The sequence below is a fragment of the Bradyrhizobium sp. WSM4874 genome, from assembly GCF_055811835.1.
The window spans coordinates 115,652-140,233 of sequence record NZ_JBVVPR010000005.1 but is presented as its reverse complement, the minus strand read 5'-3'; the positions used below and the strand labels follow the sequence as shown (position 1 = coordinate 140,233).

The window sequence follows — 24,582 nt, the reverse complement described above, 5'->3', positions numbered from 1 at the left end:
CGAAACTCTCGGCGAACGGGATTAGAACCACATTCCGACATGGTCCGCTCGGGCGAATGCCGGCTTGGAATGTGGATGATCCAGATGAAGACCAAACCCGCCCCCCGTGCCGACCGCATGGGCGCGCGCCAGATCTACGAGGCCCTGAGAGATCAGATCGTGGCGCAGGTGTACGGGATCAACGGGTTGCTGCCGTCCTCCCGCGCGCTGGCCGGCGAGATGGGCGTGGCGCGCTCGACCGTCACGGTCGCCTACGAACAGCTCGCCGCCGAAGGCTTCATCGAGACACGCCATGGTGCGCGGCCGCGTGTGGCCCGCGCCGTCGTCGAACGGGGACGCACGCGCGTAGTGTCGCAGCCATCGGCGCGGAAGGTGCGGCTCTCTGCGTTCGGTGAGCGATTGCTTCAGGACCCGCCGCGCTGGACCGAGCCGCCGCGCGGGCTCGTCGCGAACTTCCGCTATGGCGAGCTCGCGCCGTCGGATTTCCCGGTGCTGGCATGGAAGAAGGCCGTGACTGCCGCGATGGCGCGCAAGCCCGAGCGGCTGGCCTACGACGATCCCTGCGGCGCGCTGCGGCTGCGGACCGCGCTTCAGGGCTATCTGTGGCGGTCGCGCAGCGTCCGCTGCGAGGTCGATCAGATCGTCGTCGTGAACGGCTCGCAGCAGGGCCTCGACATTTGCGCCCGTCTGCTGCTCGACGCCGGCGACCGCTTCGTGATGGAGGATCCCGGCTATCAGATGGCGCGGCACACTTTCGCAGCGACGGGCGCCGAGACGATCCCGATCCCGGTCGACGCGGATGGACTGGAGACCACGCGGCTCGATGGCGTCGAAGCCCGCCTCGCGTATGTCACGCCGTCGCACCAATATCCGCTCGGCGGCGTCATGCCGATCGGACGCCGGCACCAATTGCTCGCCTGGGCCAGGGCAAACGACGCCTACGTGATCGAGGACGATTACGACAGCGAGTATCGCTACGACACCAAGCCGATCCCGCCGCTGCATACGCTGGAGGGCGGCGACAACGTGATCTATCTCGGCACCGTCTCCAAGACGCTCTCCCCCACCTTGCGGATCGGCTATCTGGTGGTGCCCGCCGCCCTGCGATCCCTGTTCGCCGCCGCCAAGCAGATCATGGACCGGCACACGCCGCTGATCGAACAGGACGCTCTCGCGTCGATGCTCGAAAGCGGCGCCTATGACGGCCACATCAGGCGCGTGCGCCGGCGCAACGCCGAACGCCAGCGGGCGCTGCTCGACGCGCTCCGCCGCCGGTTCGGGGATCGCGTCCGGATCGAGGGCACGGCCGCCGGCCTGCACATCGTGGCGTGGTTCGATGATCTGCCGCAGAAGCGTGAGGACGCGTTGATCAAGGCGGCCCATGCAAAGGGCCTCGGCATCTATCCCGTCTCGGCACTGTTCGTCGGACCTCGCCGACCGCGGAAGACAGTCGGCCTCGTCATGGGCTATTCGGCGCTGGAGGTCGCACGGATCGAGCGCGGCTGCAGGCTTCTTGCACAGGCCGTCGCCGAACTGGACTGATGAAATAGACGATAACTGGCAGTTTCTTGCAGGCCAGATTCCGGCTATCTCCAGACCAACATTGGAGATTGAACCATGTACATCCCGCCCGCCTTCAAAGACGACATCGAGAGCATCCGGGCGACCATTCGCGGCGCCCGGCTCGCCAGTTTGGTCACGGCCACCAGCGAAGGCCCAGTCGCCACGCCGCTGCCCCTCTTTCTCGACGAGAGCGAGGGCGAGCACGGCGTGCTGTACGGACATGTGGCGAAAGCCAACCCGCAATGGAAACTGCCGCCGATCGGAGATGCGCTGGCAATCTTCAGCGGTCCCGACGCCTATGTGACGCCGTCCTGGTACGCGACCAAGCAGGAGACCGAAAAGGTCGTGCCGACCTGGAACTACGTCGCGGTCCATGCTTACGGCCCGGTTGAATTCTTCCAGGAGCCTGAGCGCCTGCTCGATGCCGTGACGCGGCTCACGAACAGGCATGAAGGATCGCGCGCCAAGCCGTGGGCCGTTACCGATGCCCCCGAAGATTTCATCGCAGCGCAGCTGCGCGGAATCGTCGGCGTGCGCATTCCCGTCGTGCGGTTCGAAGGCAAGCGCAAGATGAGCCAGAACCGTCCCGAGGCCGACCGTGTCGGCGTCGCACAAGGTCTCGCAGCAAGCGAGAGCGTACACGATCGGGAAGTTGCGCCATTGATTCCGGTTCCGGTGTAGTGACCACTTGGTTTCCGACATTCGCGTCGGGAACCATCGTCCTGTCAGGTTGGTTGATACATTTCAGCAAGCATCTCCTGACAGGATTCCTATGTGCCGCTGGATCGCATACCGGGGCGAGACGACGTCCTTCGAACCCTACGTCACCGAGCCCGAGCATTCGCTGATTGCGCAAAGCATCCGCTCGCTTCAGTCGACGGCCGGCTCGAATGGCGACGGCTTTGGTCTCGGCTGGTACGGCGAGCATCCGGAGCCTGGTCTTTATCGTGAAACACGCCCCGCCTGGTCGGACGAGAATCTCCGCTACCTCTGCCGACATCTCCGCTCGCATCTGTTCTTCGCCCACGTGCGTGCCGCCACCGGCACGGCGGTCACCCGGCAGAACTGTCATCCCTTTGCCTGCGGCCAGTGGATGTTCATGCACAACGGCTTCGTCGGAAGCTGGAATCGCCTGCGGCGTAAGGTCGAGGCGCTGATCCCCGACGCCTACTACCCCTCACGGACAGGCACGACGGATTCGGAAGCTGTCTTTCTCGCCATGATGGGCGCGGGTCTCGACGCCGATCCGCTCGGCGCAACGCGTCGCGTGCTTCAAGCCCTCGTCGGCTTGGTCAACGAAGGCGAGCTTCGTGAGCGGCTACGCTTCACCAGCGCCATCGCCAACGGCCGGGATCTCTATGCCTTCCGGGTTGCGGTCAACGATGCCGCCAACACGCTGTATTTCCGCGAGGCTGGCGGCCAGGTCATCGTCGTGTCCGAGCCGTTCGACCAGGAAACGGACTGGACGGAAGTGCCCGCGAATCACGCTGTGGTCGCGCGCGCGTCAGAGAGCGTGAAAATTGTTCCGTTCGACCTTGCAATTTCCGGTGGGGCCGACGCGGAACCCGCCCCGGTTAGAAGGATTATCGCCCGCAGGTAAATACCTTGGCCGGGTGGCACGATGACATTTGCTTCAGACGTTTTGAAACTGCTGCGGCTTGATTCATCGGAAGACAAGCAGCACCTCGTCATTCGCTCGGCTGGAGGACGCGGCAAGGCCGCGGAATATTCGTTCGGCATCGAGGAGGAATACTTCCTCGCCGATCGCCGCAGCCTGGAGGTCGCGATCCAGACCCCCAATGAGCTTTTCGAATCTGCGAACTGGTCGACTGGGGGTCAGGCGATGCGAGAGATGTTGCAGTCCCAACTCGAGGTCGCCACCAACGTTCATATCGACGTCGCCGACGCGCGCGAAGAGCTTCGCTTCCTGCGCCGCGAGGTCGCGAACGTCGCGGCACAATACGGCTTCGTGATCATGGCCTGCGGCACGCATCCGACCGCGGTCTGGCGCATGTCGCAACCAAGCCCGAAGCCGCGCTACGAGGAGATGATCGAGGATTTGCGCAGCATCGGCCACCGCAACCTGATGTGCGGCATGCACGTGCACGTCCAGCTGCCCGATCCCGAAAAGCGCATGGCGGTAATGCGAGCGATGCTGCCGCATCTGCCGTTGTTCATCGCCCTGTCGGCCTCCTCGCCGTTCTGGAATTCACACAAGACCGGACTGAAGGGCTACCGGCTCGCCGCCTATTCCGAGCTGCCGCGCACCGGCCTGCCCGAATTGTTCGAGAGCAGGCAGGATTACGACGAATATGTCGGCGCGTTGCAGCGCTCCGGCGTGATCCCCGATGAAAGCCACATCTGGTGGGCCATGCGCCCTTCCATGAAGCACCCGACCCTCGAGCTGCGTGCGCCCGATACCTGCACCTTCGTCGACGACGCCGTTGCCATTGCCTCGCTCTATCGCTGCCTGACCCGCTATCTCTATCTACGGCCTCATCTGTCGAAAGAGGTCACCGCGGTCGAACGCGCGATCGCGGTGGAGAACAAATGGCGCGCCCAGCGCTACGGCACCGATTGCATCTTTGCCTCGAAGGACGGGCCGGTCGAGATCTCCGAGCTGCTCTCCCGCGTGATCGGGGACATCGCCGAAGACGCCGGCGCGCTGAACTGCGCCGCCGAGGTCGAACACTGCCGCACCATCGTGGAACGAGGCAGCTCGGCTGAATTCCAGCTTCGCGCCTTCCGCGACAATGCGGAGGACATCGCCGCCGTGTCGCGCTGGATCGCAGACGCGACGATCTCGGGGACGAGCACCCCGGCCGCAGGCGTCGCCGCGCCCTCATAGCGTCCGCGCAAGCTTCGGGAGCGACAATGTCGGTCCTGAATCCGGAAGGTCGCGGAGAGAACCATGAATCGCATCAAATGTTGCGCCGGCTGCGGCCATGGTCTCATTCCGATGCTCTCTGCCAAAGGGCTCGCGGAGCTCAGCTGCCTGTGGTGCGAGCTCATCGAGGCGCGTGCAGCGGACATGGCGAAGTGGGCTGACAGCCCATACGGCAAGCCCGAGCGGATCGTCCGTCGATCTTTCGAATGAACGGCTTCAGACACCCGGACGCCGACTTCTCCTGATCGGCACGGCTGCACGTCCGCGCCAGAATGCCGACAAATTAGACAAGACACCTCTCGTCGCCGGGTTTGCAGACGGGGCGAACATGGCCATGCAGGCTGACGAAGCTTGTCATCTAACCTCAGGTGCAACCTCGATTTTTCTTCGCGTGGCGGCGGGTGGCAAAGCCTCGGTGCCGCGCGGCGCCTCGACTGGCCCAAAATTCGCAGGGCAGCATCAGGCCTGATCCCCTGCTCTCCCGATTGGAGCAGCAAGATGCGTGCGCCGAGAGACGGGGTGAGCGGCCCAGAATCGGAGAATGCCATGAACGTGCATGCCGCCGGCGATCTCAAAATCACCGGCCTCACCCGCCCGGACGGCGCGCCCCTTCGCCTCAACGCTCAGGATTTCGTGGCGATCGACCGCGACCGGAATGCGAAGTTCGAGGCGACGTACCGGCCGCAAGCCCTCTACAATCGCGCCAACGAGGGTTTCCACGCCAACAACGAAACCTTCCTGCTGCACGAAGTCGCGACCAATCTGCCGATCTATCTGCCCGACACCGGTCCCACAGATTTCCATCTTCATCTGCCGCCGGGCGGCTTTCAGCTCGTGTTGGTCACCTCGGGCGCGTTCACGTTCGATTATGACGGGCGCTTCTACAATGTCGGTCCCGGCGCGGTGATGCTGCAAAGCGCGATCGTGCACCGCCAGCTGTTCTACACCTGGTCGGGATTGTCGACCGAAGAGAATTTGAAGACGCCACAAACGGTGGCGCCGGATCCGATTTCCATGGGCTATTCCGGCAAATTCCTCGAAGCCTTCATCACCGATCCGACGACCTTTCCAAATCCGACCATTGTCGGCCCGGATCAGATCAACGAAGACGAGACACCACGGGTGGCATGGAGCCACTCCCTGCATGATCGCCCTGCGGACGCAGGCTTTTGGCTTCAGGACCCGCTGGCGCTGGATGCGCTGTTCAAGCCGCTCACCGACGGCCCGGTCAAATCATCCATGCCGGTCTATGTGCGCGACATCGGCATCGAAGTGCCGAGCGGCCATCTCGTCACCGGCCACATCATCGCAACCGATCCGCGCGGCCAATCGCTCCTGCCCAAGAGCACGTTGGCAGCAGCGGACAGCACCTGTTTCGCCAAGGGCGAGGTCGTGATCTACCGCGTCATCCGCGGCACGGCCGAATTCAGGAACAAGACTGGCGAGAGCTTTGAGCTCACGGCCGGCGATGTGGTGACGGCGGGGAAGAACGCCACAAGCCTCGTCGGTGTCGGCGAGAACACCCAGGTCCTTCGGCTCGGCCTTCTCAAGGGCATGAACGACCTCCGCAGCTGGACGCCGACACAGCGCGACGAGATCGACGGCCTCGCCGGTCAGATCATCACGCAGAGGGACATCCGTCCTCTGCGGACCGAGGGCAAGCCGGTGGGCTACCTCTACGGCTGAGCGGAGCTACTCCGCCGCCTGGCGGACGTGGCGTGCAGTCGGGGTGCGCATGGTGACGAGCTCTTCGGCCGCGGTCGGATGCAGCGCGATCGTCGCGTCGAAATCGGCCTTGGTCGCCTTCATCTTCACCGCAATCGCGACCGCCTGCGTGATCTCCGCCGCGGCATCGCCGACGATGTGACAGCCGAGCACGCGGTCGGTTGAACCGTCGACGACGAGCTTCATCAACACGCGGGTATCGCGGCCCGACATTGTCGCCTTGATGGGGCGGAACGTGGTCTTGTAGATGTCGACATGGCTGAATTGCGCCCGGGCCTCGGTCTCGGTGAGGCCGACGGTGCCGACCTCCGGCTGCGAGAACACGGCGGTCGGGATGTTGGCGTGATCCACCTGCACCTCGCGCTTGCCGAACACGGTGTCGGCGAACGCATGGCCCTCGCGGATCGCGACCGGCGTCAGGTTGAAGCGATGGGTGACGTCGCCGATCGCATAGATGCTGTCGACCGAACTCTTCGAGAAATGATCGACCGCGATACCGCCGTTCCGCGGGTTGATGGCGACGCCGGCCTTCTCCAGGCCGAGATTGGCCACCGCCGGATGGCGGCCGATTGCGAACATCACCTGGTCGGAGGCGAGGCTCGATCCGTTCGACAGATGCGTGGTGAATTCTTCGCCGTGCCGATCGACCTTCGCCACCGTGCAGCCGGTGAGGATGGTGATGCCCTGCTTCTCCATCTCGGCGCGGACGTGGGCGCGAACGTCCTCGTCAAAGCCGCGAAGAATGTTGTCGCCGCGATAGATCACTGTGACGTCGGAGCCGAAGCCGGCGAAGATGCCGGCGAACTCCAGCGCGATGTAGCCGCCGCCCTGGATCACGATCCGCTTCGGCAGCTTCGTCAGGTGAAACGCCTCGTTGGAGGAGATCACGTGCTCGATGCCGGGAATCGGAGCGCCGTGATTGGGCGCGCCGCCGGTGGCGATCAAAATGTATTTTGCGGTGATCTTCCGGTCGTTCTCGAGCAGGCGGACGGTGTGCTTGTCCTCGATCACCGCGCGGCTCTTGACGATTTGCGCGCCCGACTTTTCGACATTGGCGGTGTAAGCCGCCTCCAGACGCGCGATCTCCTTGTCCTTGTTGGCGATCAGCGTCGGCCAGTCGAAGGTCGCAGGTGGAACGGTCCAGCCGAAACCGGCGGCGTCCTCGATCTCATGGCGGAAATGCGAGCCGATGACGAACAGCTTCTTCGGCACGCAGCCGCGGATCACGCAGGTCCCGCCCATGCGGTACTCTTCCGCGATCATCACGCGAGCGCCGTAACCGGCCGCGATGCGGGCGGCACGCACGCCGCCCGAACCGCCACCGATGACAAAGAGGTCGACGTCGAATTCAGCCATTGTCCACTCCGACCTCTTTCAGAACATGATCCGGATTCTGATCAGATAGGAACTGTCATATCTCCTTGCCACGCTTGCGCATCTCGGCGCGGAAGTTGCCCATCACGGTCTCGGAGAAGTTCTGGGCCCAGGAGTTCATGAAGGCCATGCTCAGCCCGATGGCGCGCGGCTCGGCCTCGATCAGCTTCTTGCCCAGCGGCGACTTGTAGAAGGTGACGAGATCCTTCAACTCCTGCTCGGTGAACTCGCTGGCATAGACCTGCGCCATGCCTTCGCCGATTTCGTTCTCGCGGCCCTTGAGCTGCTGGGCGACGACCTGGGCGACCTCGGTGAGGTCCTTCTGGTAGTTGAGGTTCTGCTGGATCAGCGCGATCTTGGTCTTCTCGACCAGGCCGGGCACGGCGTTCGCGTACATCGCACTGGCGTTCTTGATCGCCAGGATTTCCTTGGCGGCCGCGATGGCCGCCGGCGACGATTTCGGCGCCGCTGGCTGCTGGGCCCCGGCCGGGGCGACCGAGAGAGCCAGTCCCACAGCGAGGGTCGCGACGGGCAACAATTTCCAAACGCTCTTCATTCCTAGTCTCCCTTCGGCTTTCGCCGTTCAATCACGCGAATTCCCTCGCCACCCGCCAAAACAGCCGAGCTGGCCAAGCCGATGAACAAACCATGCTCGACGACGCCGGGGATCGCGCTCAACGCCGTGGCGAGGCGCGCGGGATCCTCAATCATTTCGAGCTGGGCATCGACGATCCAGTGGCCGCCATCGGTGACGAAAACGTGGCCGTCCTTGCCGTTGCGGACCGCCATCTGCCCGGAAACGCCGCATTCCGCAAACGCCTTCTCGATCGCGCGTCGCGTTGCGCCGAGCCCGAACGGGATGACTTCGACCGGCAGCGGAAAGCGGCCGAGTGTCGGCACCCATTTGGTGTCGTCGGCAATCACGATCATGCGATCCGAGGCGGCCGCCACGATCTTCTCGCGCAACAGCGCGCCGCCGCCGCCCTTGATCAGATTGAGTTCGGGGTCGATCTCGTCGGCGCCGTCGACCGTGATGTCGAGATGGTCGATCTCGTCCAGCGTGGTCAGCGGCACGCCGCATCGCAGCGCATCGAGGCGCGTCGCCTCGGAGGTCGGCACGCCGATCACTTTCAGTCCGGCGCGGACCCGCTCGCCGAGCAGTTCGACGAAATGTTTTGCGGTCGAGCCGGTGCCGAGCCCGAGTTGCATGCCGTCACGGACGTCCTCGAGGGCGCGCGCCGCAGCCTGCCGCTTCAATTGGTCCATGTTCACGTTTGCGCCGTCCCTGAATGACGAGTGTGCTGCCGGATAGGCTCGCGGCGGCCTGTGTAGCCTCGTTTTCCCTCGGAGAACAGGGTCTGGGGGAACAGGCCTCAGGGGTCCACCTTATAAGGTGATCTTATGGCTTCGGCCCTTGCGCGGGCGGGGCCGGGCCGGTAGCGCTGGACCATGACCCCCTCCTACACCATCGTCTTCGATCTCGACGGCACGCTTGTGGATACGGCGCCCGACCTGATCACCGCGCTCAATTACGTGCTCGACCGCGAAGGGCTGCCGCCCGTGCCGATGGCCTCGGCCCGCAACATGATCGGCGCCGGCGCCCGCAAGCTGATCGAGCGGGGGCTGGAGGCCGAGGGCCGCAGCGTCACGGTTGCCGACATGGACCGTATGACGGCCGATTTCATCGCCTATTACGCCGACAATATCGCCGTCGAATCCCGGCCCTTCGAGGGGCTGGAGGCCGCACTCGACCATTTTGCGGCCCAGGGCCATCGCCTCGCGGTCTGCACCAACAAGCTCGAATGGCTGTCGAAGCGCCTGCTGGACCAGCTGGACCTGAGCCGGCGCTTCGCCGCGATCTGCGGCGCCGACACTTTTGGCGTCCAGAAGCCCGATCCGACCATTTTCCGCGAAACGGTGGCGCGGGCCGGCGGCGAGGTCAAAGCCAGCATCATGGTCGGCGACGCCGGACCCGACGTCGGCGTGGCCCGGCGCGCCGGAGTTCCCGTGATCGGGGTGAGCTTCGGCTATACGGACGTACCGATCGCCGAGCTGAAGCCGGACCGGCTGATCCATCACATGCGCGACCTGCCGGCCGCCGCCAGCAGCCTGATGACCGCGCACGCAGCTCTCAAGTAACTGAGATGGCTTTATTATTCCGCAGACTCCCGCGTTAACCATCTACTAACTATGCGCGGCCCGCCGGTTGCTCGTTCGGAACGACGCTCCTAAGTTCGCCCGGGGATGTGGCGGTTCGTCGCACTAGGTGGATGTCATGCGTCGTGTCATCTCGTTTGCGTTAGCTGGAGTAAGCGTCCTCGGGGCAACAAGCCTTGCCGGCTGCTCCTCGATGTCTTCGGTTTCCTGGGACATGTTCAAATCGGCCCCGCCGACCGTCCAAGTCCGGCTCGAATCCAATCCCCCTGGTGCGGACGCCACGAGCTCACTCGGAGCGGGCTGCAAGACCCCCTGCTCCGTCTCGGTTCCCGCGCCCGACGCCCCCTTCACGGTCGCTTTCGCATTGCCAAAACACCAGCCGGTAAGCGTGCCGGTGAACGTCATCAGGAATCCCGGCGACTTCACGACGCCCGCCTCGGTCACCACCGACCCCAACCCGGTTTTCGCGGAGCTCCAGCCGGCCATTCCACCGAAACCGGTGCGCAAGCCGCACCGGCCGAAGAAGCCGAAACCGGCGGCGCCCGTCGCTGCCCCGGCTGCTGCTGCCGCGCCGGCCGCGGCCTCGCCGTTCCCCGATCCAAACACGGGCAAGCGCTGACCTCCGTCATCCCCCCAATTGTCTCTGACGCGTTCGATGCTTAGATTGCTTCCAGGACACCGCTGAAGCAAAGCTGCTCGCGTTGCCGCAAGTGACAAGGCATTTTGGTATGAACGGACTTTCCGCGAGCCCCCGCGCCGCGCTGTCGAGCGCGATGACCGATCCGTTCGGACGGACCATCTCGTATTTGCGCGTCTCCGTCACCGACCGCTGCGACCTGCGCTGCTTCTACTGCATGTCGGAAGACATGACGTTCCTGCCCAAGGCGGACCTGCTGACGCTGGAGGAACTCGACCGGCTGTGCTCGGCCTTCATTGCCAAGGGCGTCAAGAAGCTGCGGCTCACCGGCGGCGAGCCGCTGGTCCGCCGCAACGTGATGACGCTGGTGCGCTCGCTGTCGCGGCATCTCAAGAGCGGCGCGTTGAGCGAGCTGACGCTGACCACCAACGGCACCCAGCTTGCGAAACACGCAAGCGAGCTCACCGATTGCGGCGTCCGCCGCATCAACGTCTCGCTCGACACGCTCGACCCGCAGAAGTTTCGCGAGATCACCCGGTGGGGCGAGATCGACAAGGTGCTGGAAGGCATCGAGGCGGCACGCGCTGCGGGCCTCGCGGTCAAGATCAATGCCGTTGCGCTGAAGAACCTCAACGAGGACGAACTTCCCGACCTGATGCGCTGGGCCCACGGCAAGGGCATGGGGCTGACGCTGATCGAGGTCATGCCGATGGGCGAGATCGGATCGGGACGAATCGATCAATACCTGCCGCTGTCGCTGGTGCGCGCGCGCCTCGCCCAGCAGTTCACGCTGACGGATCTGGCCGAGAGCACCGGCGGGCCGGCGCGCTATGTCAGCGTCGCCGAGACCGGCGGCAAACTCGGCTTCATCACCCCGATGACCCATAATTTCTGCGAATCCTGCAACCGCGTGCGTGTCACCTGCACGGGAACGTTGCACACCTGCCTCGGCCACGAGGATGCCTCCGATTTGCGCAAACCTCTGCGTGCATCGGACGACGATTCGCTGCTTGCGGATGCGATCGACCGGGCCATTGGGCTGAAGCCGAAGGGGCACGATTTCATCATCGACCGCCGCCACGACCGCCCCAGCGTCAGCAGGCACATGAGCGTCACCGGCGGCTAGCATCGGCTGCCCGGCCGCGGCTTATTCCCCTTAACTATCAACAAACTTCCGATTGACTGGCGGCAAACTCGCTGGTTTGGTGCGGCTGCCTCATGCCTGCGCGGCGAGACAAGCCAACGCGCCACTCGGTGCAGTCAAGACGGCCGGGGCAAATCGGGGAGGACTAATCTTGCAAGCGCTCCTGAAGCTGAGCAATGGAATTGACGCGTTCACACGTTGGACGGGCAAGCGTTTGGCTTGGCTGATCCTGCTCGCCGTCGTCATCTCGGCGGTGAATGCGATCATTCGGAAGACGTTGGACACGTCCTCCAACTCGTGGCTCGAGCTGCAATGGGTGCTTTTCAGCATCGTGTTCCTGCTGTGCGCGTCCTGGACGCTGCTCGACAACGAGCACATCCGGATCGACATCTTCAACAGCATGATGCCGAAGCGGGCTCGCAACATCATCGACATCATCGGGCACATCTTCTTCCTGATCCCGCTGACCGTTGTCATGATCGTGACCGGGATACCGTTCTTCCTGCGCTCGCTCCAGATCAACGAGCAATCCGGCAATGCGGGCGGCCTGCCGCAATGGCCGGCAAAAGCCCTGATCATGATCGGCTTCGCCCTCCTGCTCGTCCAAGGCATCTCCGAGCTGATCAAACGAATTGCAATCATGCGCGGCATGATCCCGGACCCTCACGAGTCGCAGGTATCCGCACTAGAGGCCGAGGTCGAGCACCTCGTTGAAGCGATCGAAAAGAAGTAGCCGTTGGCGACGGTTTAGGGGGAAGTCATGACTGCGTTTATCATCGCCAATCTGGCGCCCATCATGTTCGGGACGCTCGTCGTCGTGCTGCTGCTCGGCTATCCGGCGGCATTTTCGCTCGGCGCCGTCGGCCTCTTCTTCGCAATCATCGGCGTCGAGCTCGGGCAATTCCACCCGGACTTTCTCCAGGCCCTGCCCGAGCGCGTCTATGGCGTCATGAACAACGACACCCTGCTCGCCATTCCCTTCTTCACCTTCATGGGACTGGTGCTCGAGCGCTCCGGCATGGCCGAGGATCTGCTCGACACCATCGGCCAGTTGTTCGGCACCATCCGCGGCGGCCTCGCCTACGCGGTGGTGTTCGTCGGCGCCCTGCTTGCGGCGACGACCGGCGTCGTGGCGGCCTCGGTGATCTCGATGGGCCTGATCTCGCTGCCGATCATGCTGCGCTACGGCTACGACCGCCGCGTGGCGACCGGCATCATCGCGGCCTCCGGCACGCTGGCGCAGATCATTCCGCCCTCGCTCGTCCTGATCGTGATGGCCGACCAGCTCGGCAAGTCGGTCGGCGACATGTACGAGGGCGCGTTCATTCCGGGCCTGGTGCTCGCCGGCCTCTATGCAGGTTACGCGTTCCTCGTGACCATGATTTTCCCGAACGCCGCCCCGGGCCTGCCCAAGGAAGCCATCGGTTTCCGCGAGGAGAGCGGCGACCGCGGCCTCAGATCGCTCGGCGTGCTGTTCCTGGCGAGCTGCGTCTTCGGCTGGTTCATGATGCGGAATTCGGAGACACATGGCGCCGACTTCGTCGTGCTCAGCATGTTCTTCGGCATCCTCTTCGCGTTCTTCGTCGCCATCGCGAACTGGGTCCTCGACAAGCTGACGGGCTTCCGTTTCCTCTCGAAGATGGCGCAACAGACCACCTTCGTCATGGTGCCGCCGCTGTTCCTGATCTTCCTGGTGCTGGGCACGATCTTCATCGGTGTCGCGACGCCCACCGAAGGCGGCGCCATGGGTGCAGCCGGCGCCCTCATTCTAGGAGCCGCGAAGCGGCGGCTGACCTGGGACCTGATCCGTCAGGCCACCGAATCGACGGCGAAGCTGTCGGCGTTCGTCGTCTTCATCCTGGTCGGGGCACGCGTGTTCTCGCTCACCTTCTACGGCGTCAGCGGCCACGTCTGGGTCGAGCACCTGCTGACCTCCCTGCCCGGCGGCCAGGTCGGCTTCCTGATCTTCGTCAACGCCTTCGTGTTCGTGCTGGCGTTCTTCCTCGATTTCTTCGAACTCGCCTTCATCGTGATCCCGTTGCTCGGGCCGGCTGCCGAGCATCTCGGCATCGACCTGATCTGGTTCGGCGTCATCCTCGGCGTCAACATGCAGACGTCGTTCATGCATCCGCCGTTCGGATTTGCGCTGTTCTATTTGCGCTCGGTTGCGCCTAAGGAACGTTATACCGATCGCGTCACCGGCAAGCGCATGGAGCCGGTCACGACGGGACAGATCTATTGGGGTGCGGTGCCGTTCGTCGTGATCCAGATGATCATGGTGCTGCTCGTGATCATGTTCCCGTCGATGGTGATGCACTACAAGGGCGTGCAGTCCACCGTCGATCCCAACAGCATCAAGATCGACATTCCCCAGATCGATCTGCCGCCGCTCGACTTCGGCCAGCCGAAGCAGTAGCGCCGGCTCACCGGCAAAAAAGAACCCGGAGCTTTCGCTCCGGGTTTTTTCGTTTGGGCCGATCGTGGCTCGCAATCAGCTCTGCGAGTTGCGCGCCATGAAGTTGTCATAGCCGACTTCGGCGACCTGGAACCACTGATATCCGTTGTTCGAGAACGCGGTCAGCGATTCGTAGACCTTCTTGAAGTCCGGATTGCTGGCCGAGACTTCGGTGTGCAGCTCCTTTGACGCCTTGAAGCAGGCCTGCATGACCTCGGGCGAGAACGGATGCAGCTTGGCGCCGGCCGCGAGCAGGCGCCGCAACGCCGGTGGATTGGCCTGGTCGTACTTCGCCATCATCCAATTGTTGGCGTAGTGACCCGCCTGCTCGAGGATGCTCTGATAGTGCTTCGGCAGCGCATTCCACTTGTCCTGGTTGACGAAGGCGAGAAGCATGGGCCCGCCTTCCCACCAACCCGGGAAGTAATAATGCGGCGCGACCTTGACGAAGCCGAGCTTCTCGTCGTCATAAGGTCCGACCCATTCGGCAGCGTCGATGGTGCCTTTCTCGAGCGCCGGATAAATGTCGCCTCCGGCGATCTGCTGCGGCACCGCGCCGAGTTTGGCCATCACTTTTCCGGCGAAGCCCCCGATGCGGAATTTCAATCCGCTGAAGTCCTGGGGAGTCTTGACCTCCTTGCGGAACCAGCCACCCATCTGACAGCCGGTATTGCCGGCAAGCAGCGAGACGACGTTATACTTCTTGTAGAACTCGTTGAGGATGTCCCTGCCGCCGCCGAGTGTGTACCAGGCCTGGTTGATGCGCATGTTCGGTCCGAACGGCACCGCCGATCCGAAGGTGAAGGTCGGGTCCTTGCCAAAATAATAGTAGGACGCGGTGTGGCCGATTTCGCAGGTGCCGTTCTGCACGGCATCGAGCACCTGAAGGCCCGGCACGATCTCGCCGCCGGCAAATGTCTGAATCTGGAATTTGTTGTCGGTCGCTTCCGCGACCATCTTGGCCATCATCTCGGCGCCGCCATAGAGCGTATCGAGTGATTTCGGCCAGCTCGTCGGCATGCGCCATTTGATCTCGGGCGTCGTCTGCGCGATCGCTGGAGCGGCGAGCGTGGCGACACCCGCCGCACCAAGCCCGGTGACCTTGATAAAGTCTCGTCTTTTCATGATTTCCTACCCTGATGGATTGTGACGGTGGGCCTTCTTGCCGAGGCTTGGAGGCCAGCATGGAACATGTCTCGTCCGATTTCCATCCCTCACGATGTGAGGGATGAAAATGCTCAGCTCCCGCGCCATCGGGTCCTACGACTTTAGGCTTAGATCGATAGCCGGTGATCGGAAGACGGAGCACGAAGTGGTGCAGACCCGTCGGACGCCTGGCGACCACACGTCGCCATCGAGACGGCGCAGGTTCAGGCTGCCGCCGCTCCGGCCGCCGGATTGGGGCCGGCTGGCTGCACGCCATCCGCCAGCCTGAACCGCAGCGTGAACTGCGCGCCGCCGCCCGGACGATTCTCTACCGCAACCGTCGCCGCGTGATCATCCGCGACGGCGCGCACGATCGAAAGCCCGAGGCCGGCGCCGTCACTGCGCTGGCGGTCGGCGCGCCAGAAGCGGTGGAAGATCAATTCGCGCTCGGCTTCCGCAATTCCCGGGCCGTAATCGCGCACGTGCACCGCACCGTCCGCGCTCACATCGACATCGACCGACGTGTCCTTTGCCGTGAACTTGATGGCGTTTTCGGCGAGGTTGAAGATCGCGCGCTGGAGCATCACGGAATTGCCGTGGATCAGTACCGGTGCCTCGGTGCCCCTCAGCGCGATATCCTTGTGCTGCGCGATCGCGAGCGGCGCGATCGACCCGACCACCTCGGCGCAGACCGCGCGCAAATCCGCGGTCTCGCCGGGATCGAGCACCAGCGTGTCGAGTTCAGCGATCTCCAGCAGCTGCACGACGATGCGGCTCATGCCCTCGATATCCGCATGCAGCGCCTGCCTCGCGGCGCCGTCGCCGAGCGTCTCGATCCGCGTGCGCAGGATCGCGAGCGGCGTGCGCAACTGATGCGCGGCGTCGGCGGTGAACTGCCGCTGCACCCGAAAGCCATCCTCGAGGCGGTCGAGCGCCTGGTTGACGGCGATGACGAGCGGCATGATTTCGCGCGGGATCTGCTCCGTCGGCAGGCGGATGTCGGTGCGCGCCGGGCCGATATTGCTCGCCTCCTCGGAGGCCTTCCACAGCGGCGCGACAGCGCGGCGAAAGATGATGATGTCGATGGCGAGCAGGACCAGCAGGATCGGAATGGTGATCCACCCGACCCGCCGGAAGAAGTTCGACACGATATCGTCGATGATGACGTCGCGGTGCCCGAGGTCCTCCGCGACGCGAATGCGTATCACCTTGCCGTCAATGGTGCGGGTGACACCGGCGCCGGAAATCGTCTCGGAGAGCGGCGGTGCGGCCGTGGCAGTGCCGGTCTTGCGCCGCGACGAGAACAGCAGATGTCCCTCGGCATCGCGAATGTCGTACTGGTAGCGGCCATAGGCTTCCGAATAAAGGCCCTTGAGACTGTCCGGCAGGTTGAACGTCAACAGGCCGTCGGGCTGGGCGACGATGCGCTCGGCCAACACCTCGGCTTGCGCGCGCATGGCATCGCGATGCAGCTGGTCGATCTCGGAATTGAGCAGCCAGAACAGCACCAGCGGCAGGAAGATCGCGACCACCGCGACCGCCACGATGTGCAGGAACACGATGCGCCAGATCAGCGATTTGAACGTCGGCGACCTCGCACGGACCCCGGCGCGTAATCCGGCGTGAGGTCCGATCCGGGCCACGCTATTTCTCCTCGGCCATGAGATAGCCGACGCCACGGATGGTGTGGATCACGACCTTGGCACCATGCTCGGCGAGCTGCTTGCGCAGCCGCGAGACGTAGACCTCGACCGCGTTGGAGGCGACCTCGCCGTCGAGCCCGAAGATGTGGTCCTCGACGTTCTTCTTCGGCACCACCCGCCCCTGCCGGCGCAGCAGGATCTCAAGCACCGAGGTCTCGCGCGCGGAGATGATGCGCGGCTGGTCGTCGACGAAGATCTGGCGGCTTTCGGTGTCATAGACGAGGTTGGCGAGGCGCAGCGAGCGGCCGAGCAACTGGCCCGGACGGCGCAGGATCGCCTCCAGCCGCGCCACCAGCTCCTCCATCGCGAACGGTTTTGCGAGATAGTCGTCGGCGCCGCTGCGCAGGCCGCTGACGCGATCCTGCAAGCCGCCGCGCGCGGTCAGCACCAGAACCGGCAAGGGCTCCATCTGCCGGCGCAGCTCGCGCAGCACCGACAGGCCATCGCCGTCGGGTAGTCCGAGGTCCAGGATCATCGCGGCATAGCTGACGCTGCTCACGGCTTCGCGCGCTTCGGCGGCGCTGCCGACGATGTCGCTCTCATAGCCGGCCGCCGACAGCCCGCCGGCAACCAGCCGCGACAGCTCGGCATTGTCTTCGACGATCAGAAGTCGCATCGCATTTTCCCGCGGGACGTTCCGGTATCACCGCACGGCTCGCGCCGCATCTTCGATCTCTTCCACCATCCCGGGCATCTCGGCCAGCGAAAAAGCGCCCGGGCCGGCCGCTCCCTTCCGTCAGGTTCCTGTAAGCCAGTCAGGGCACGTGCGGATGAGGTCGCGGATGGCGCCGAAATTTGCCTCCTTGAACCCGCCGGCGACGCCGCATCGACCCTGCCAAGGAACGAACACCCCGGCGAACCGTTTAACTCAGCTGCAACATTTCTCATTTGATGGGGCGTCGTGCAGACCACCTAAGGTAATGCACATGCGGGTTGCACGACGAACACGTTCCAGCTCCCTTCTATCCGATTGCTTGACCGCTATCACGCGACATCCGGGCGGCGCCGCGTTTGCTGCAGCAGGTACCCTCATTGCGGCTACCGCAATCATGAACCGGCGGCTCGCGAACAAAGCGCAACGCGATAATCCTCCGCAGGGGCGGTTCATCGACGTCGAGGGCGTTCGCCTGCACTATTTGGAACGCGGCAGGGGCAAGCCGCTGGTTTTGTTTCACGGCAATGGCAGCATGGTCCAGGATTTCGACTCGAGTGGATTGATTGATCTCGCAGCCGAGAACTACAGGGTCTTGGTGTTCGATCGTCCCGGTTTTGGGCACAGCTCGCGGCCTCGACACGTCGTCTGGACCCCGGAGGCCCAAGCGGACCTGTTCAAGAACGCGTTCGATCAGCTCGGCGTCTCTCAAGCGATTGTCCTTGGCCATTCGTGGGGAGCGTCGGTTGCGGTTGCGCTGGCGACAAGACATCCTTCGTTCGTGCAGGCTCTCGTGCTGGCGTCGGGTTATTATTTCCCGACTCCCCGCTCGGACAGCGCCGCGTCGGTGCTGTCCGCCATACCGGTGCTCGGGGACATCATCAGCTCCACGATTTCCCCGCTAGCCGGTCGGATGATGTGGCCCGCGATCTTGCGCAAGCTGTTTGGCCCCCGCCCGGTCCCGAGCAAGTTCGCGGGCTTTCCGAAAGAAATGGCGGTCCGCCCATCACAGATGCGGGCCACAGCGGCCGAAGCGACGATGTTGATCCCCGCCGCATTCTCAGGTTCGAAGACTTATGCAGAACTCAAGATGCCCACGATCATTATCGCGGGCCAGGACGATCGCCTGATCGATATCAAGCAGTCGGTTAGGCTGCATAGCGAGATCAAGCAGAGCAAATTGCGCCGGATCGACCGAGCGGGACACATGATCCATCATTCCGCAACCGCTGAGGTGATGGCGGCCATCGACGAAGCTGCTGCCGAGGACGGGAAGGTCCGGGCGTAAGCAGCCCCGAGAGACTTCCGGCGCCTGACGAGCGCGAGGAGCCACCCAAGCCAACAATTTCGGATTTTGCGATAATGCCTTTATGCCACTGTTTTTGCCCGACGAGTCAAACGGTCTCGCTGAAGCACGCGCGCCTGCCCCGCTTTGGCGCCCAAAATGCGAAGTTGCCATCGACCGTGCGATGCTCGGGCCTGCCCCCAATTAGCTCCATCGCATCAAGCGTTTGGCTGCACTCGCAACGCGTTGTCCGCTCACCCCTCGTCTACTGTGCATGGGGTTGTTTTTCAGATTTTTTGTTGGACGCCCCGCCCGGCCCCCGGCGACACCGCCGCTCGGCGGCTTCCGCCTCGCCTTTTCCGATCGCGTCGCCCCAAAGAAAAAGCCCGGCCTCGCGAACGAGACCGGGCGCGTCGTCTTGTGACTGGTTCGAAGATCAGCCGCGGGTGCGCGAGCGGATCATGAAGCTGTCGTAGGTGTATTCGGCGACCTGCCACCAAAGATATTCGTCGGAGCGGTAGGCCTGCATGGCATCGATCGACTTCTTGAAGTCGGGATTCTTGGCCGAGATCTCGCCCCACAATTCGTTGGTCGCCTTGAGACAGGCTTCCAGAACTTCGTTGGTGAAGGGGCGAAGCTGCGTTCCGCCGGCGACCAGACGCTTCAGGGCGCCGGGGTTCACCATGTCGTAGCGGGCGGCCATCCAGGTGTTGGTGTTGACGGTCGCGTTGGTGAGGATCGCCTGATAGTTCTTCGGCAGTTCGTTCCACTTATCGATGTTGGCGAAGGCGTGAACGGTCGGACCACCTTCCCAGAAACCCGGGTAGTAGTAGTACTTGGCGACCTTGGCGAAGCCGAGCTTCTCGTCATCGTAGGGACCGACCCATTCGGCGGCGTCGATGGTGCCCTTTTCGAGCGACGGATAGATGTCGCCGCCGGCGAGCTGCTGCGGCACCACGCCGACCTTCTGGAGCACCTGACCGGCGATGCCGCCGATGCGCATCTTGAGGCCCGAGAGGTCGGCAACGGTCTTGATCTCCTTGCGGAACCAGCCGCCCATCTGGGTGCCGGTGTTGCCGCAGGGGAAGCCGACCACGTTCGACTTCTTGAAAAACTCATTGGCGAGTTCGTTGCCGCCGCCCTGGTACAGCCAGGAATTCTGCTGGCGTGCGTTCAGGCCGAAAGGCACCGATGCGAAGATCGCGAAGGTCGGGTCTTTGCCGACGTAATAATACGACACCGTATGGCACATCTCGACGGTGCCCTTCTGCGTCGCATCCAGCGCCTGCAGGCCCGGAACGATTTCACCCGCCTGGAAGACCTGGATCTGAAACTTGTTGTCGGTCATCTCGGCGACGTACTTCGCCATCTGCTCGGCACCGCCATAGATGGTGTCGAGCGACTTCGGGAAGCTCGACGTCAGGCGCCACTTGATCTCGGGCGAGGACTGCGCGATCGCCGGCGAGGCTACCGCGGCGGTCGCCGCCGCACCGGCTGCCGACACTTTCAGGAAATCACGACGCTTCATCTTTAGTCTCTCCTTGTTGGGGCGTTTCCCCTAACTTCCTCTTTGCTGCCGCTCATTCCGGCGACGCGTTCTTGGCCCGCGTCGAACCGAAGGGGCTTGACTGCCGTGGGCCTTTAACACGGAAGCCCCGCTTTCGAAACGCGACATTGGCATGACAGGGCTCTACGAAAGTCGCATGTCCCCAAAGTATTGATTTTGGTTTGGATCCGCTCAGGCGGCGGCGATGACGCCCTTGAGCTGGTCCCGCACCTGTCCCGCAATGGCGCGATAGATCGCCGCATGAGGACCATCCGGTTCGCTGTCCACGACGGGCGTGCCGGCATCCGAGGTGGCGCGAATCGCCATGTGCAGGGGGATCTCGCCCAGGAACGGCACCCCGAGCTTCTGGGCCTCGTGGCGCGCGCCGCCATGGCCGAAAATGTCGGATTTCGTGCCGCATTGCGGGCATTGGAAATAGCTCATGTTCTCGACGATGCCGAGCACGGGCACGTTGACCTTCTTGAACATCGCAAGCCCCCGCCTTGCGTCGATCAGGGACAGGTCCTGCGGGGTCGAGACGATCACGGCGCCCTTCAAGGGGACGTTCTGCGCCAGCGTGAGCTGGGCATCACCGGTGCCTGGCGGCATGTCCACGACGAGGACGTCGAGCTGGCCCCATGCGACGTCGCGCAGCATCTGCGTCACCGCCGACATCACCATCGGTCCGCGCCAGATCATCGCGGTCTCTTCCTCCACCAGGAAGCCGATCGACATGATGGCCAAGCCAAAGCGCCTGAGCGGAATCATCTTGCGCTCGCCATCCAGCTCCGGCTTCTCGTGAAGGCCCGTCAGCCGCGGCACCGAGGGACCGTAGATGTCGGCATCGAGCAGCCCGACCTTGAGGCCGAGATCGCGCAGGCCCAGCGCAAGATTGAGGGCGGTGGTGGACTTGCCGACCCCGCCCTTGCCCGAGGCGACCGCGATCACGGCAGCGACGCCCGGAATCTCGGACTGCCGCGCCATCGGTGATTGGGCGCCGCCCTGTGGCGGCGGCTTGTGGGCGTGGACCGGCTGCACGCCAAGCGTGCCGCGGCTGGGAGTTGGCGGCGGTGGTGGCGCCGCGCCGGCCTTGCGCTCGGCGGTCAGCGCCACCATGACGGTGGTGACGCCGGGAATCGCGCGCACAGCAGCCTCGGCCTCGGCCCGGACGGATTCCCAGGCGCGCGCCTCGGCGGCATCGACATTGATCGAGAAGAACACCTTGCCGTCGGCCGCGCTGATCGCGCTCAGCACGTTGGCATTGGTGAGCGCGACCCCGCGGGGCGACTTGATCCTGGCGAGGCTGTCGAGAACCTGTTGCTGCGTCACGCTCAAAGCGCATCTCCTAGAATTCAAGATGCCCCATTAGAGCGGAAACGCCCAAAAGGCTACTGCCTGCCGATATCGTCAGCCATCTCGGCGGGCGCCGCGCCCTGCTCCAGCGCCGCCTCGTAATTCAGCTCGATCATGACCCCGTTGGGGTCGTGAACGAAGATCTGCCAGAGTTCGCCGCCGGGCACCTGGCGGGAGTCGAACGTCATCCCCTTTGAGGCCAGCCGCTGCTTCATGCCGTCAAACCCGCGGCTGGCGAAGGCGACATGGTGGACAACGCCGGAATCCGGCTTTTGTGGCTCGGCAGTCGGAGAAATATCGACGAGGTGCACCACCGGCTTACCCTCGCTGTACATCCAGGCGCCGGGGAATGCGAAATTCGGCCGGGCGCCTTTTTCCAGGCCCAGCACGTCCTCATAGAAGCGGACGGTCTCGGCCAGATTCCGGGTCCGGATGTTGAAATGATCGAGCACGCCCACACTTACGCCGCCCATGCCTTCGCTCCCTTTTTTTGAAGTCCTTAGGTCCGCCATCCTAGCACAGGCGGGGGCCAAACGAAGCCGTTGCCCTCCGGCCTCAAGGGTTTATGGTGCGCCCGATCTGCCGCAATGGCGGAACCGGGCGCCCCTCGCCCGGCAAGAACCGTAAAACCCAAACTACGGACAAGGTACCACAGATGGCTAAAGTCGCTTTCCTCGGTCTCGGCGTGATGGGCTTCCCCATGGCCGGACACCTCGTGAAAAAAGGGGGCCATGAGGTCACCGTCTATAACCGCACCGCGGCCAAGGCGAAGGAGTGGGCGGACAAGTTCGGCGGCAAGACCGCGGCGACCCCGAAGGCTGCAGCCGAGGGCCAGGATTTCGTGATGTGCTGCGTCGGCAACGACAACGATCTGCGCGCGGTCACGATCGGTGCCGACGGCGCGTTTGCCGGCATTAAGAAGGGTGCGACCTTCGTCGACCACACCACCGCTTCCGCCGAGGTCGCCCGTGAGCTCGATGCGGCCGCCACCAAGGCCGGCTTCAAGTTCATTGACGCACCCGTGTCCGGCGGCCAGGCCGGCGCCGAGAACGGCGTGCTGACGGTGATGTGCGGCGGCGCGCAGGACGCCTATGCCGGCGCCGAGCCGATCATCACAGGCGCCTATGCGCGGATGTGCAAATTGCTCGGGCCGGCAGGCTCCGGCCAGCTGACCAAAATGGTCAACCAGATCTGCATCGCCGGCCTCGTCCAGGGCCTCTCCGAGGGTATTCACTTCGCCAAGAAAAGCGGCCTTGACGTCGCGGCCGTGATCGAAACCATCTCAAAGGGCGCCGCGCAGTCCTGGCAGATGGAGAACCGCTACAAGACCATGAACGACGACAAATACGATTTCGGCTTCGCGGTCGAATGGATGCGCAAGGATCTCTCGATCTCGCTCGCCGAAGCCCGCCGCAATGGCGCCAATTTACCGGTGACCGCGCTGGTCGACCAGTTCTACTCCGAGGTCGAGAAGATGGGCGGCAAGCGCTGGGATACGTCGAGCCTGCTCGCGCGCCTCAATCGCTGACACCTGATGAAGTGATCCTGCCTTGCTGATCGCACTCGCCGCAATTTTCGTCCTCGCCTATGCGGCGATCGCGCTTGAGCATCCTATCGGGGTGAACAAGAGCGCGTCTGCGCTACTCGGCGCAGGCGTGCTCTGGACAATCTATGCGCTCGCGACGGGAGACCATACGCTGGTCGGCCGTCAGCTTGACGAGTCCGTCGCCGCCACCGCGCAGATCGTGTTCTTCTTGATTGGCGCGATGACCATCGTCGAGGTCATCGACGCCCATGACGGTTTCGAGGTCATCACTTCCCGCATCAGCACGACGAGCCAGGTCCGTCTGATATGGCTGATTGGCTTCGTGACCTTCTTCCTCAGTGCCATTCTCGACAATCTGACCACCACCATCGTCATGGTCTCGCTGATCCAGCGGTTGATCGCCAAGCGCGACGACCGCCTGCTGTTTGCCTCACTCATCGTCATCGCCGCAAATGCCGGCGGTGCATGGACCGTGATTGGCGACGTCACCACGACCATGCTGTGGATCGGCGGACAGATTTCGCCGGTGAACATCATGGGCGCGGTGTTCCTGCCCTCGCTGCTCAACCTGCTGGTGCCGCTCGCATTCATCAGCTTTTCGCTCAAGGGCAAGACCATCGCACCGCCGCCGAAAGAGGACGGATTGCAGAGTGTCGATCCGTTCGAGCGGAATGTGATGTTCTATCTCGGACTCGGCGTACTGATCGCGGTGCCCGCCTTCAAGACGATCACGCACCTGCCGCCCTTCATGGGTGTCCTGCTCGGGCTCGGCATCGTGTGGCTGGTTGGCGAGATCGTTCATCGCAACAAGGATGAGCATGTCCGCGGTCCGCTTACGCTTGCGAATGCGCTGACACGGATCGACATGGGCTCGATCGTGTTCTTCCTCGGCATTTTGCTCGCGGTCGCCAGCCTCGAACATGCCGGCGTGCTCTCTATGGTGGCCAAATGGCTGGACACCACGATCGGCCGACAGGACATCATCGTGATCGTGCTCGGGCTGCTCAGCGCCGTCATCGACAACGTGCCGCTGGTCGCCGCGACCATGGGCATGTACGACCTGGCGCGTTATCCACCCGACAGCTTCCTCTGGGAGTTCATCGCCTATTGCGCCGGCACCGGCGGTTCGATCCTGATCATCGGTTCGGCCGCAGGCGTCGCGGCCATGGGGCTCGAGCGCATCGAGTTCCTCTGGTACGCCCGCCGCATCGCCGTTCCCGCGCTCGCCGGCTATCTGGCGGGCGCCGTGGTGTACATCGCGCAGCACGCGGCGCTGCATTGAGCGGCTCACGCCGGATCCAAAATTAACGCCGGGTTAACGTAATTCTTTAGCTCCTTAAGTCACCTCTTAAGGATTTCTTGCCAGAGATAGACAATGCAGAAGGCCCGTCCCGCGCGGGCAGGAATTG

Annotated in this window: 23 protein-coding genes; 14 read left to right on the top strand and 9 right to left on the bottom strand. The window is 63.7% G+C overall.

The features are described from left to right. The first annotated feature begins 75 nt into the window (after positions 1 to 75). From pdxR to AC0L3P_RS07315, 6 genes are all read left to right on the top strand, one after another. On the top strand, positions 76 to 1,542 hold the full coding sequence (pdxR, locus tag AC0L3P_RS07340) for a MocR-like pyridoxine biosynthesis transcription factor PdxR (protein WP_473301440.1): 1,467 nt from the start codon (positions 76 to 78) through the stop codon (positions 1,540 to 1,542). A 75-nt stretch (positions 1,543 to 1,617) separates the two neighbouring features. After that, a complete protein-coding gene (locus AC0L3P_RS07335; RefSeq protein ID WP_473301439.1) occupies positions 1,618 to 2,244 on the top strand; it encodes an FMN-binding negative transcriptional regulator in 627 nt (208 codons plus the stop codon). Positions 2,245 to 2,335: 91 nt separating this feature from the next. After that, positions 2,336 to 3,163: a class II glutamine amidotransferase gene (locus AC0L3P_RS07330; protein ID WP_473301438.1), complete on the top strand. Its 828-nt coding sequence runs from the start codon at positions 2,336 to 2,338 to the stop codon at positions 3,161 to 3,163. Between the two features lie 21 nt (positions 3,164 to 3,184). Continuing rightward, the gene (locus AC0L3P_RS07325) at positions 3,185 to 4,411 is read left to right on the top strand and encodes a carboxylate-amine ligase (RefSeq protein ID WP_354055670.1); all 1,227 of its coding nucleotides are present in this window, start codon (positions 3,185 to 3,187) and stop codon (positions 4,409 to 4,411) included. Positions 4,412 to 4,474: 63 nt separating this feature from the next. Next, entirely contained in the window at positions 4,475 to 4,660 is a 186-nt protein-coding gene (locus AC0L3P_RS07320; RefSeq protein ID WP_354055672.1) for a hypothetical protein, read from the top strand. A 336-nt stretch (positions 4,661 to 4,996) separates the two neighbouring features. Further along, positions 4,997 to 6,136 (top strand): hypothetical protein, encoded by a 1,140-nt coding sequence (locus AC0L3P_RS07315; RefSeq protein WP_473301437.1) that lies wholly within the window; start codon positions 4,997 to 4,999, stop codon positions 6,134 to 6,136. A 6-nt stretch (positions 6,137 to 6,142) separates the two neighbouring features. Here AC0L3P_RS07315 and gor read toward each other — a convergent pair whose 3' ends face one another. Genes gor through rpiA form a run of 3 tightly spaced genes read right to left on the bottom strand, consistent with a single transcriptional unit; the run spans position 6,143 to position 8,821 of the window. Next, positions 6,143 to 7,531: a glutathione-disulfide reductase gene (gene gor, locus AC0L3P_RS07310; protein WP_275167454.1), complete on the bottom strand. Its 1,389-nt coding sequence runs from the start codon at positions 7,529 to 7,531 to the stop codon at positions 6,143 to 6,145. Positions 7,532 to 7,586: 55 nt separating this feature from the next. Further along, positions 7,587 to 8,105 (bottom strand): DUF2059 domain-containing protein, encoded by a 519-nt coding sequence (locus tag AC0L3P_RS07305; protein ID WP_275167455.1) that lies wholly within the window; start codon positions 8,103 to 8,105, stop codon positions 7,587 to 7,589. A gap of 2 nt (positions 8,106 to 8,107) precedes the next feature. Beyond that, positions 8,108 to 8,821: a ribose-5-phosphate isomerase RpiA gene (gene rpiA, locus AC0L3P_RS07300; RefSeq protein ID WP_275167456.1), complete on the bottom strand. Its 714-nt coding sequence runs from the start codon at positions 8,819 to 8,821 to the stop codon at positions 8,108 to 8,110. A gap of 177 nt (positions 8,822 to 8,998) precedes the next feature. On the opposite strand from rpiA, the gene AC0L3P_RS07295 reads away from it, so the two are divergent. The 5 genes from AC0L3P_RS07295 to AC0L3P_RS07275 all read left to right on the top strand — a co-directional run bounded on the left by AC0L3P_RS07295 (position 8,999) and on the right by AC0L3P_RS07275 (position 13,903). Further along, positions 8,999 to 9,688, top strand: a complete 690-nt coding sequence (locus tag AC0L3P_RS07295; RefSeq protein WP_473301436.1) for an HAD-IA family hydrolase — start codon at positions 8,999 to 9,001, stop codon at positions 9,686 to 9,688. A 136-nt stretch (positions 9,689 to 9,824) separates the two neighbouring features. Further along, positions 9,825 to 10,325, top strand: coding sequence for a hypothetical protein (locus AC0L3P_RS07290; protein ID WP_473301435.1), 501 nt, complete (start codon positions 9,825 to 9,827; stop codon positions 10,323 to 10,325). Between the two features lie 109 nt (positions 10,326 to 10,434). After that, entirely contained in the window at positions 10,435 to 11,469 is a 1,035-nt protein-coding gene (gene moaA / locus AC0L3P_RS07285; protein WP_473301434.1) for a GTP 3',8-cyclase MoaA, read from the top strand. Between the two features lie 169 nt (positions 11,470 to 11,638). Beyond that, positions 11,639 to 12,220 carry a TRAP transporter small permease subunit gene (locus AC0L3P_RS07280; RefSeq protein WP_473301433.1) on the top strand — a complete coding sequence of 194 codons (582 nt, stop codon included), beginning with the start codon at positions 11,639 to 11,641 and terminating at the stop codon, positions 12,218 to 12,220. Between the two features lie 27 nt (positions 12,221 to 12,247). Continuing rightward, positions 12,248 to 13,903, top strand: a complete 1,656-nt coding sequence (locus AC0L3P_RS07275; protein ID WP_275167461.1) for a TRAP transporter large permease — start codon at positions 12,248 to 12,250, stop codon at positions 13,901 to 13,903. A gap of 75 nt (positions 13,904 to 13,978) precedes the next feature. Here AC0L3P_RS07275 and AC0L3P_RS07270 read toward each other — a convergent pair whose 3' ends face one another. From AC0L3P_RS07270 to AC0L3P_RS07260, 3 genes are all read right to left on the bottom strand, one after another. Next, entirely contained in the window at positions 13,979 to 15,067 is a 1,089-nt protein-coding gene (locus AC0L3P_RS07270; protein WP_275167462.1) for a TRAP transporter substrate-binding protein, read from the bottom strand. A gap of 245 nt (positions 15,068 to 15,312) precedes the next feature. Then, entirely contained in the window at positions 15,313 to 16,731 is a 1,419-nt protein-coding gene (locus tag AC0L3P_RS07265; RefSeq protein ID WP_473301432.1) for a sensor histidine kinase, read from the bottom strand. Between the two features lies 1 nt (position 16,732). After that, positions 16,733 to 17,407: a response regulator transcription factor gene (locus tag AC0L3P_RS07260; RefSeq protein ID WP_007592584.1), complete on the bottom strand. Its 675-nt coding sequence runs from the start codon at positions 17,405 to 17,407 to the stop codon at positions 16,733 to 16,735. A 310-nt stretch (positions 17,408 to 17,717) separates the two neighbouring features. On the opposite strand from AC0L3P_RS07260, the gene AC0L3P_RS07255 reads away from it, so the two are divergent. Beyond that, positions 17,718 to 18,731 carry an alpha/beta fold hydrolase gene (locus tag AC0L3P_RS07255; RefSeq protein ID WP_473301431.1) on the top strand — a complete coding sequence of 338 codons (1,014 nt, stop codon included), beginning with the start codon at positions 17,718 to 17,720 and terminating at the stop codon, positions 18,729 to 18,731. Between the two features lie 433 nt (positions 18,732 to 19,164). On the opposite strand, the gene AC0L3P_RS07250 is transcribed toward AC0L3P_RS07255, so the two are convergent. The 3 genes from AC0L3P_RS07250 to AC0L3P_RS07240 form a co-directional block, all read right to left on the bottom strand. Continuing rightward, positions 19,165 to 20,256: a TRAP transporter substrate-binding protein gene (locus AC0L3P_RS07250; RefSeq protein ID WP_027517246.1), complete on the bottom strand. Its 1,092-nt coding sequence runs from the start codon at positions 20,254 to 20,256 to the stop codon at positions 19,165 to 19,167. A gap of 210 nt (positions 20,257 to 20,466) precedes the next feature. Beyond that, positions 20,467 to 21,609, bottom strand: coding sequence for an Mrp/NBP35 family ATP-binding protein (locus AC0L3P_RS07245; protein ID WP_473301430.1), 1,143 nt, complete (start codon positions 21,607 to 21,609; stop codon positions 20,467 to 20,469). Between the two features lie 53 nt (positions 21,610 to 21,662). Beyond that, entirely contained in the window at positions 21,663 to 22,100 is a 438-nt protein-coding gene (locus tag AC0L3P_RS07240) for a VOC family protein (protein WP_275167467.1), read from the bottom strand. A 182-nt stretch (positions 22,101 to 22,282) separates the two neighbouring features. Between AC0L3P_RS07240 and AC0L3P_RS07235 the strand changes: the two genes are divergently transcribed. Together AC0L3P_RS07235 and nhaD are read left to right on the top strand one after the other, a co-directional pair. Beyond that, the gene (locus AC0L3P_RS07235; protein WP_473301429.1) at positions 22,283 to 23,155 is read left to right on the top strand and encodes an NAD(P)-dependent oxidoreductase; all 873 of its coding nucleotides are present in this window, start codon (positions 22,283 to 22,285) and stop codon (positions 23,153 to 23,155) included. Positions 23,156 to 23,177: 22 nt separating this feature from the next. Then, complete coding sequence (nhaD, locus tag AC0L3P_RS07230; RefSeq protein ID WP_354055702.1) at positions 23,178 to 24,455, top strand: sodium:proton antiporter NhaD; 1,278 nt, start codon at positions 23,178 to 23,180, stop codon at positions 24,453 to 24,455. Positions 24,456 to 24,582: the final 127 nt, after the last annotated feature.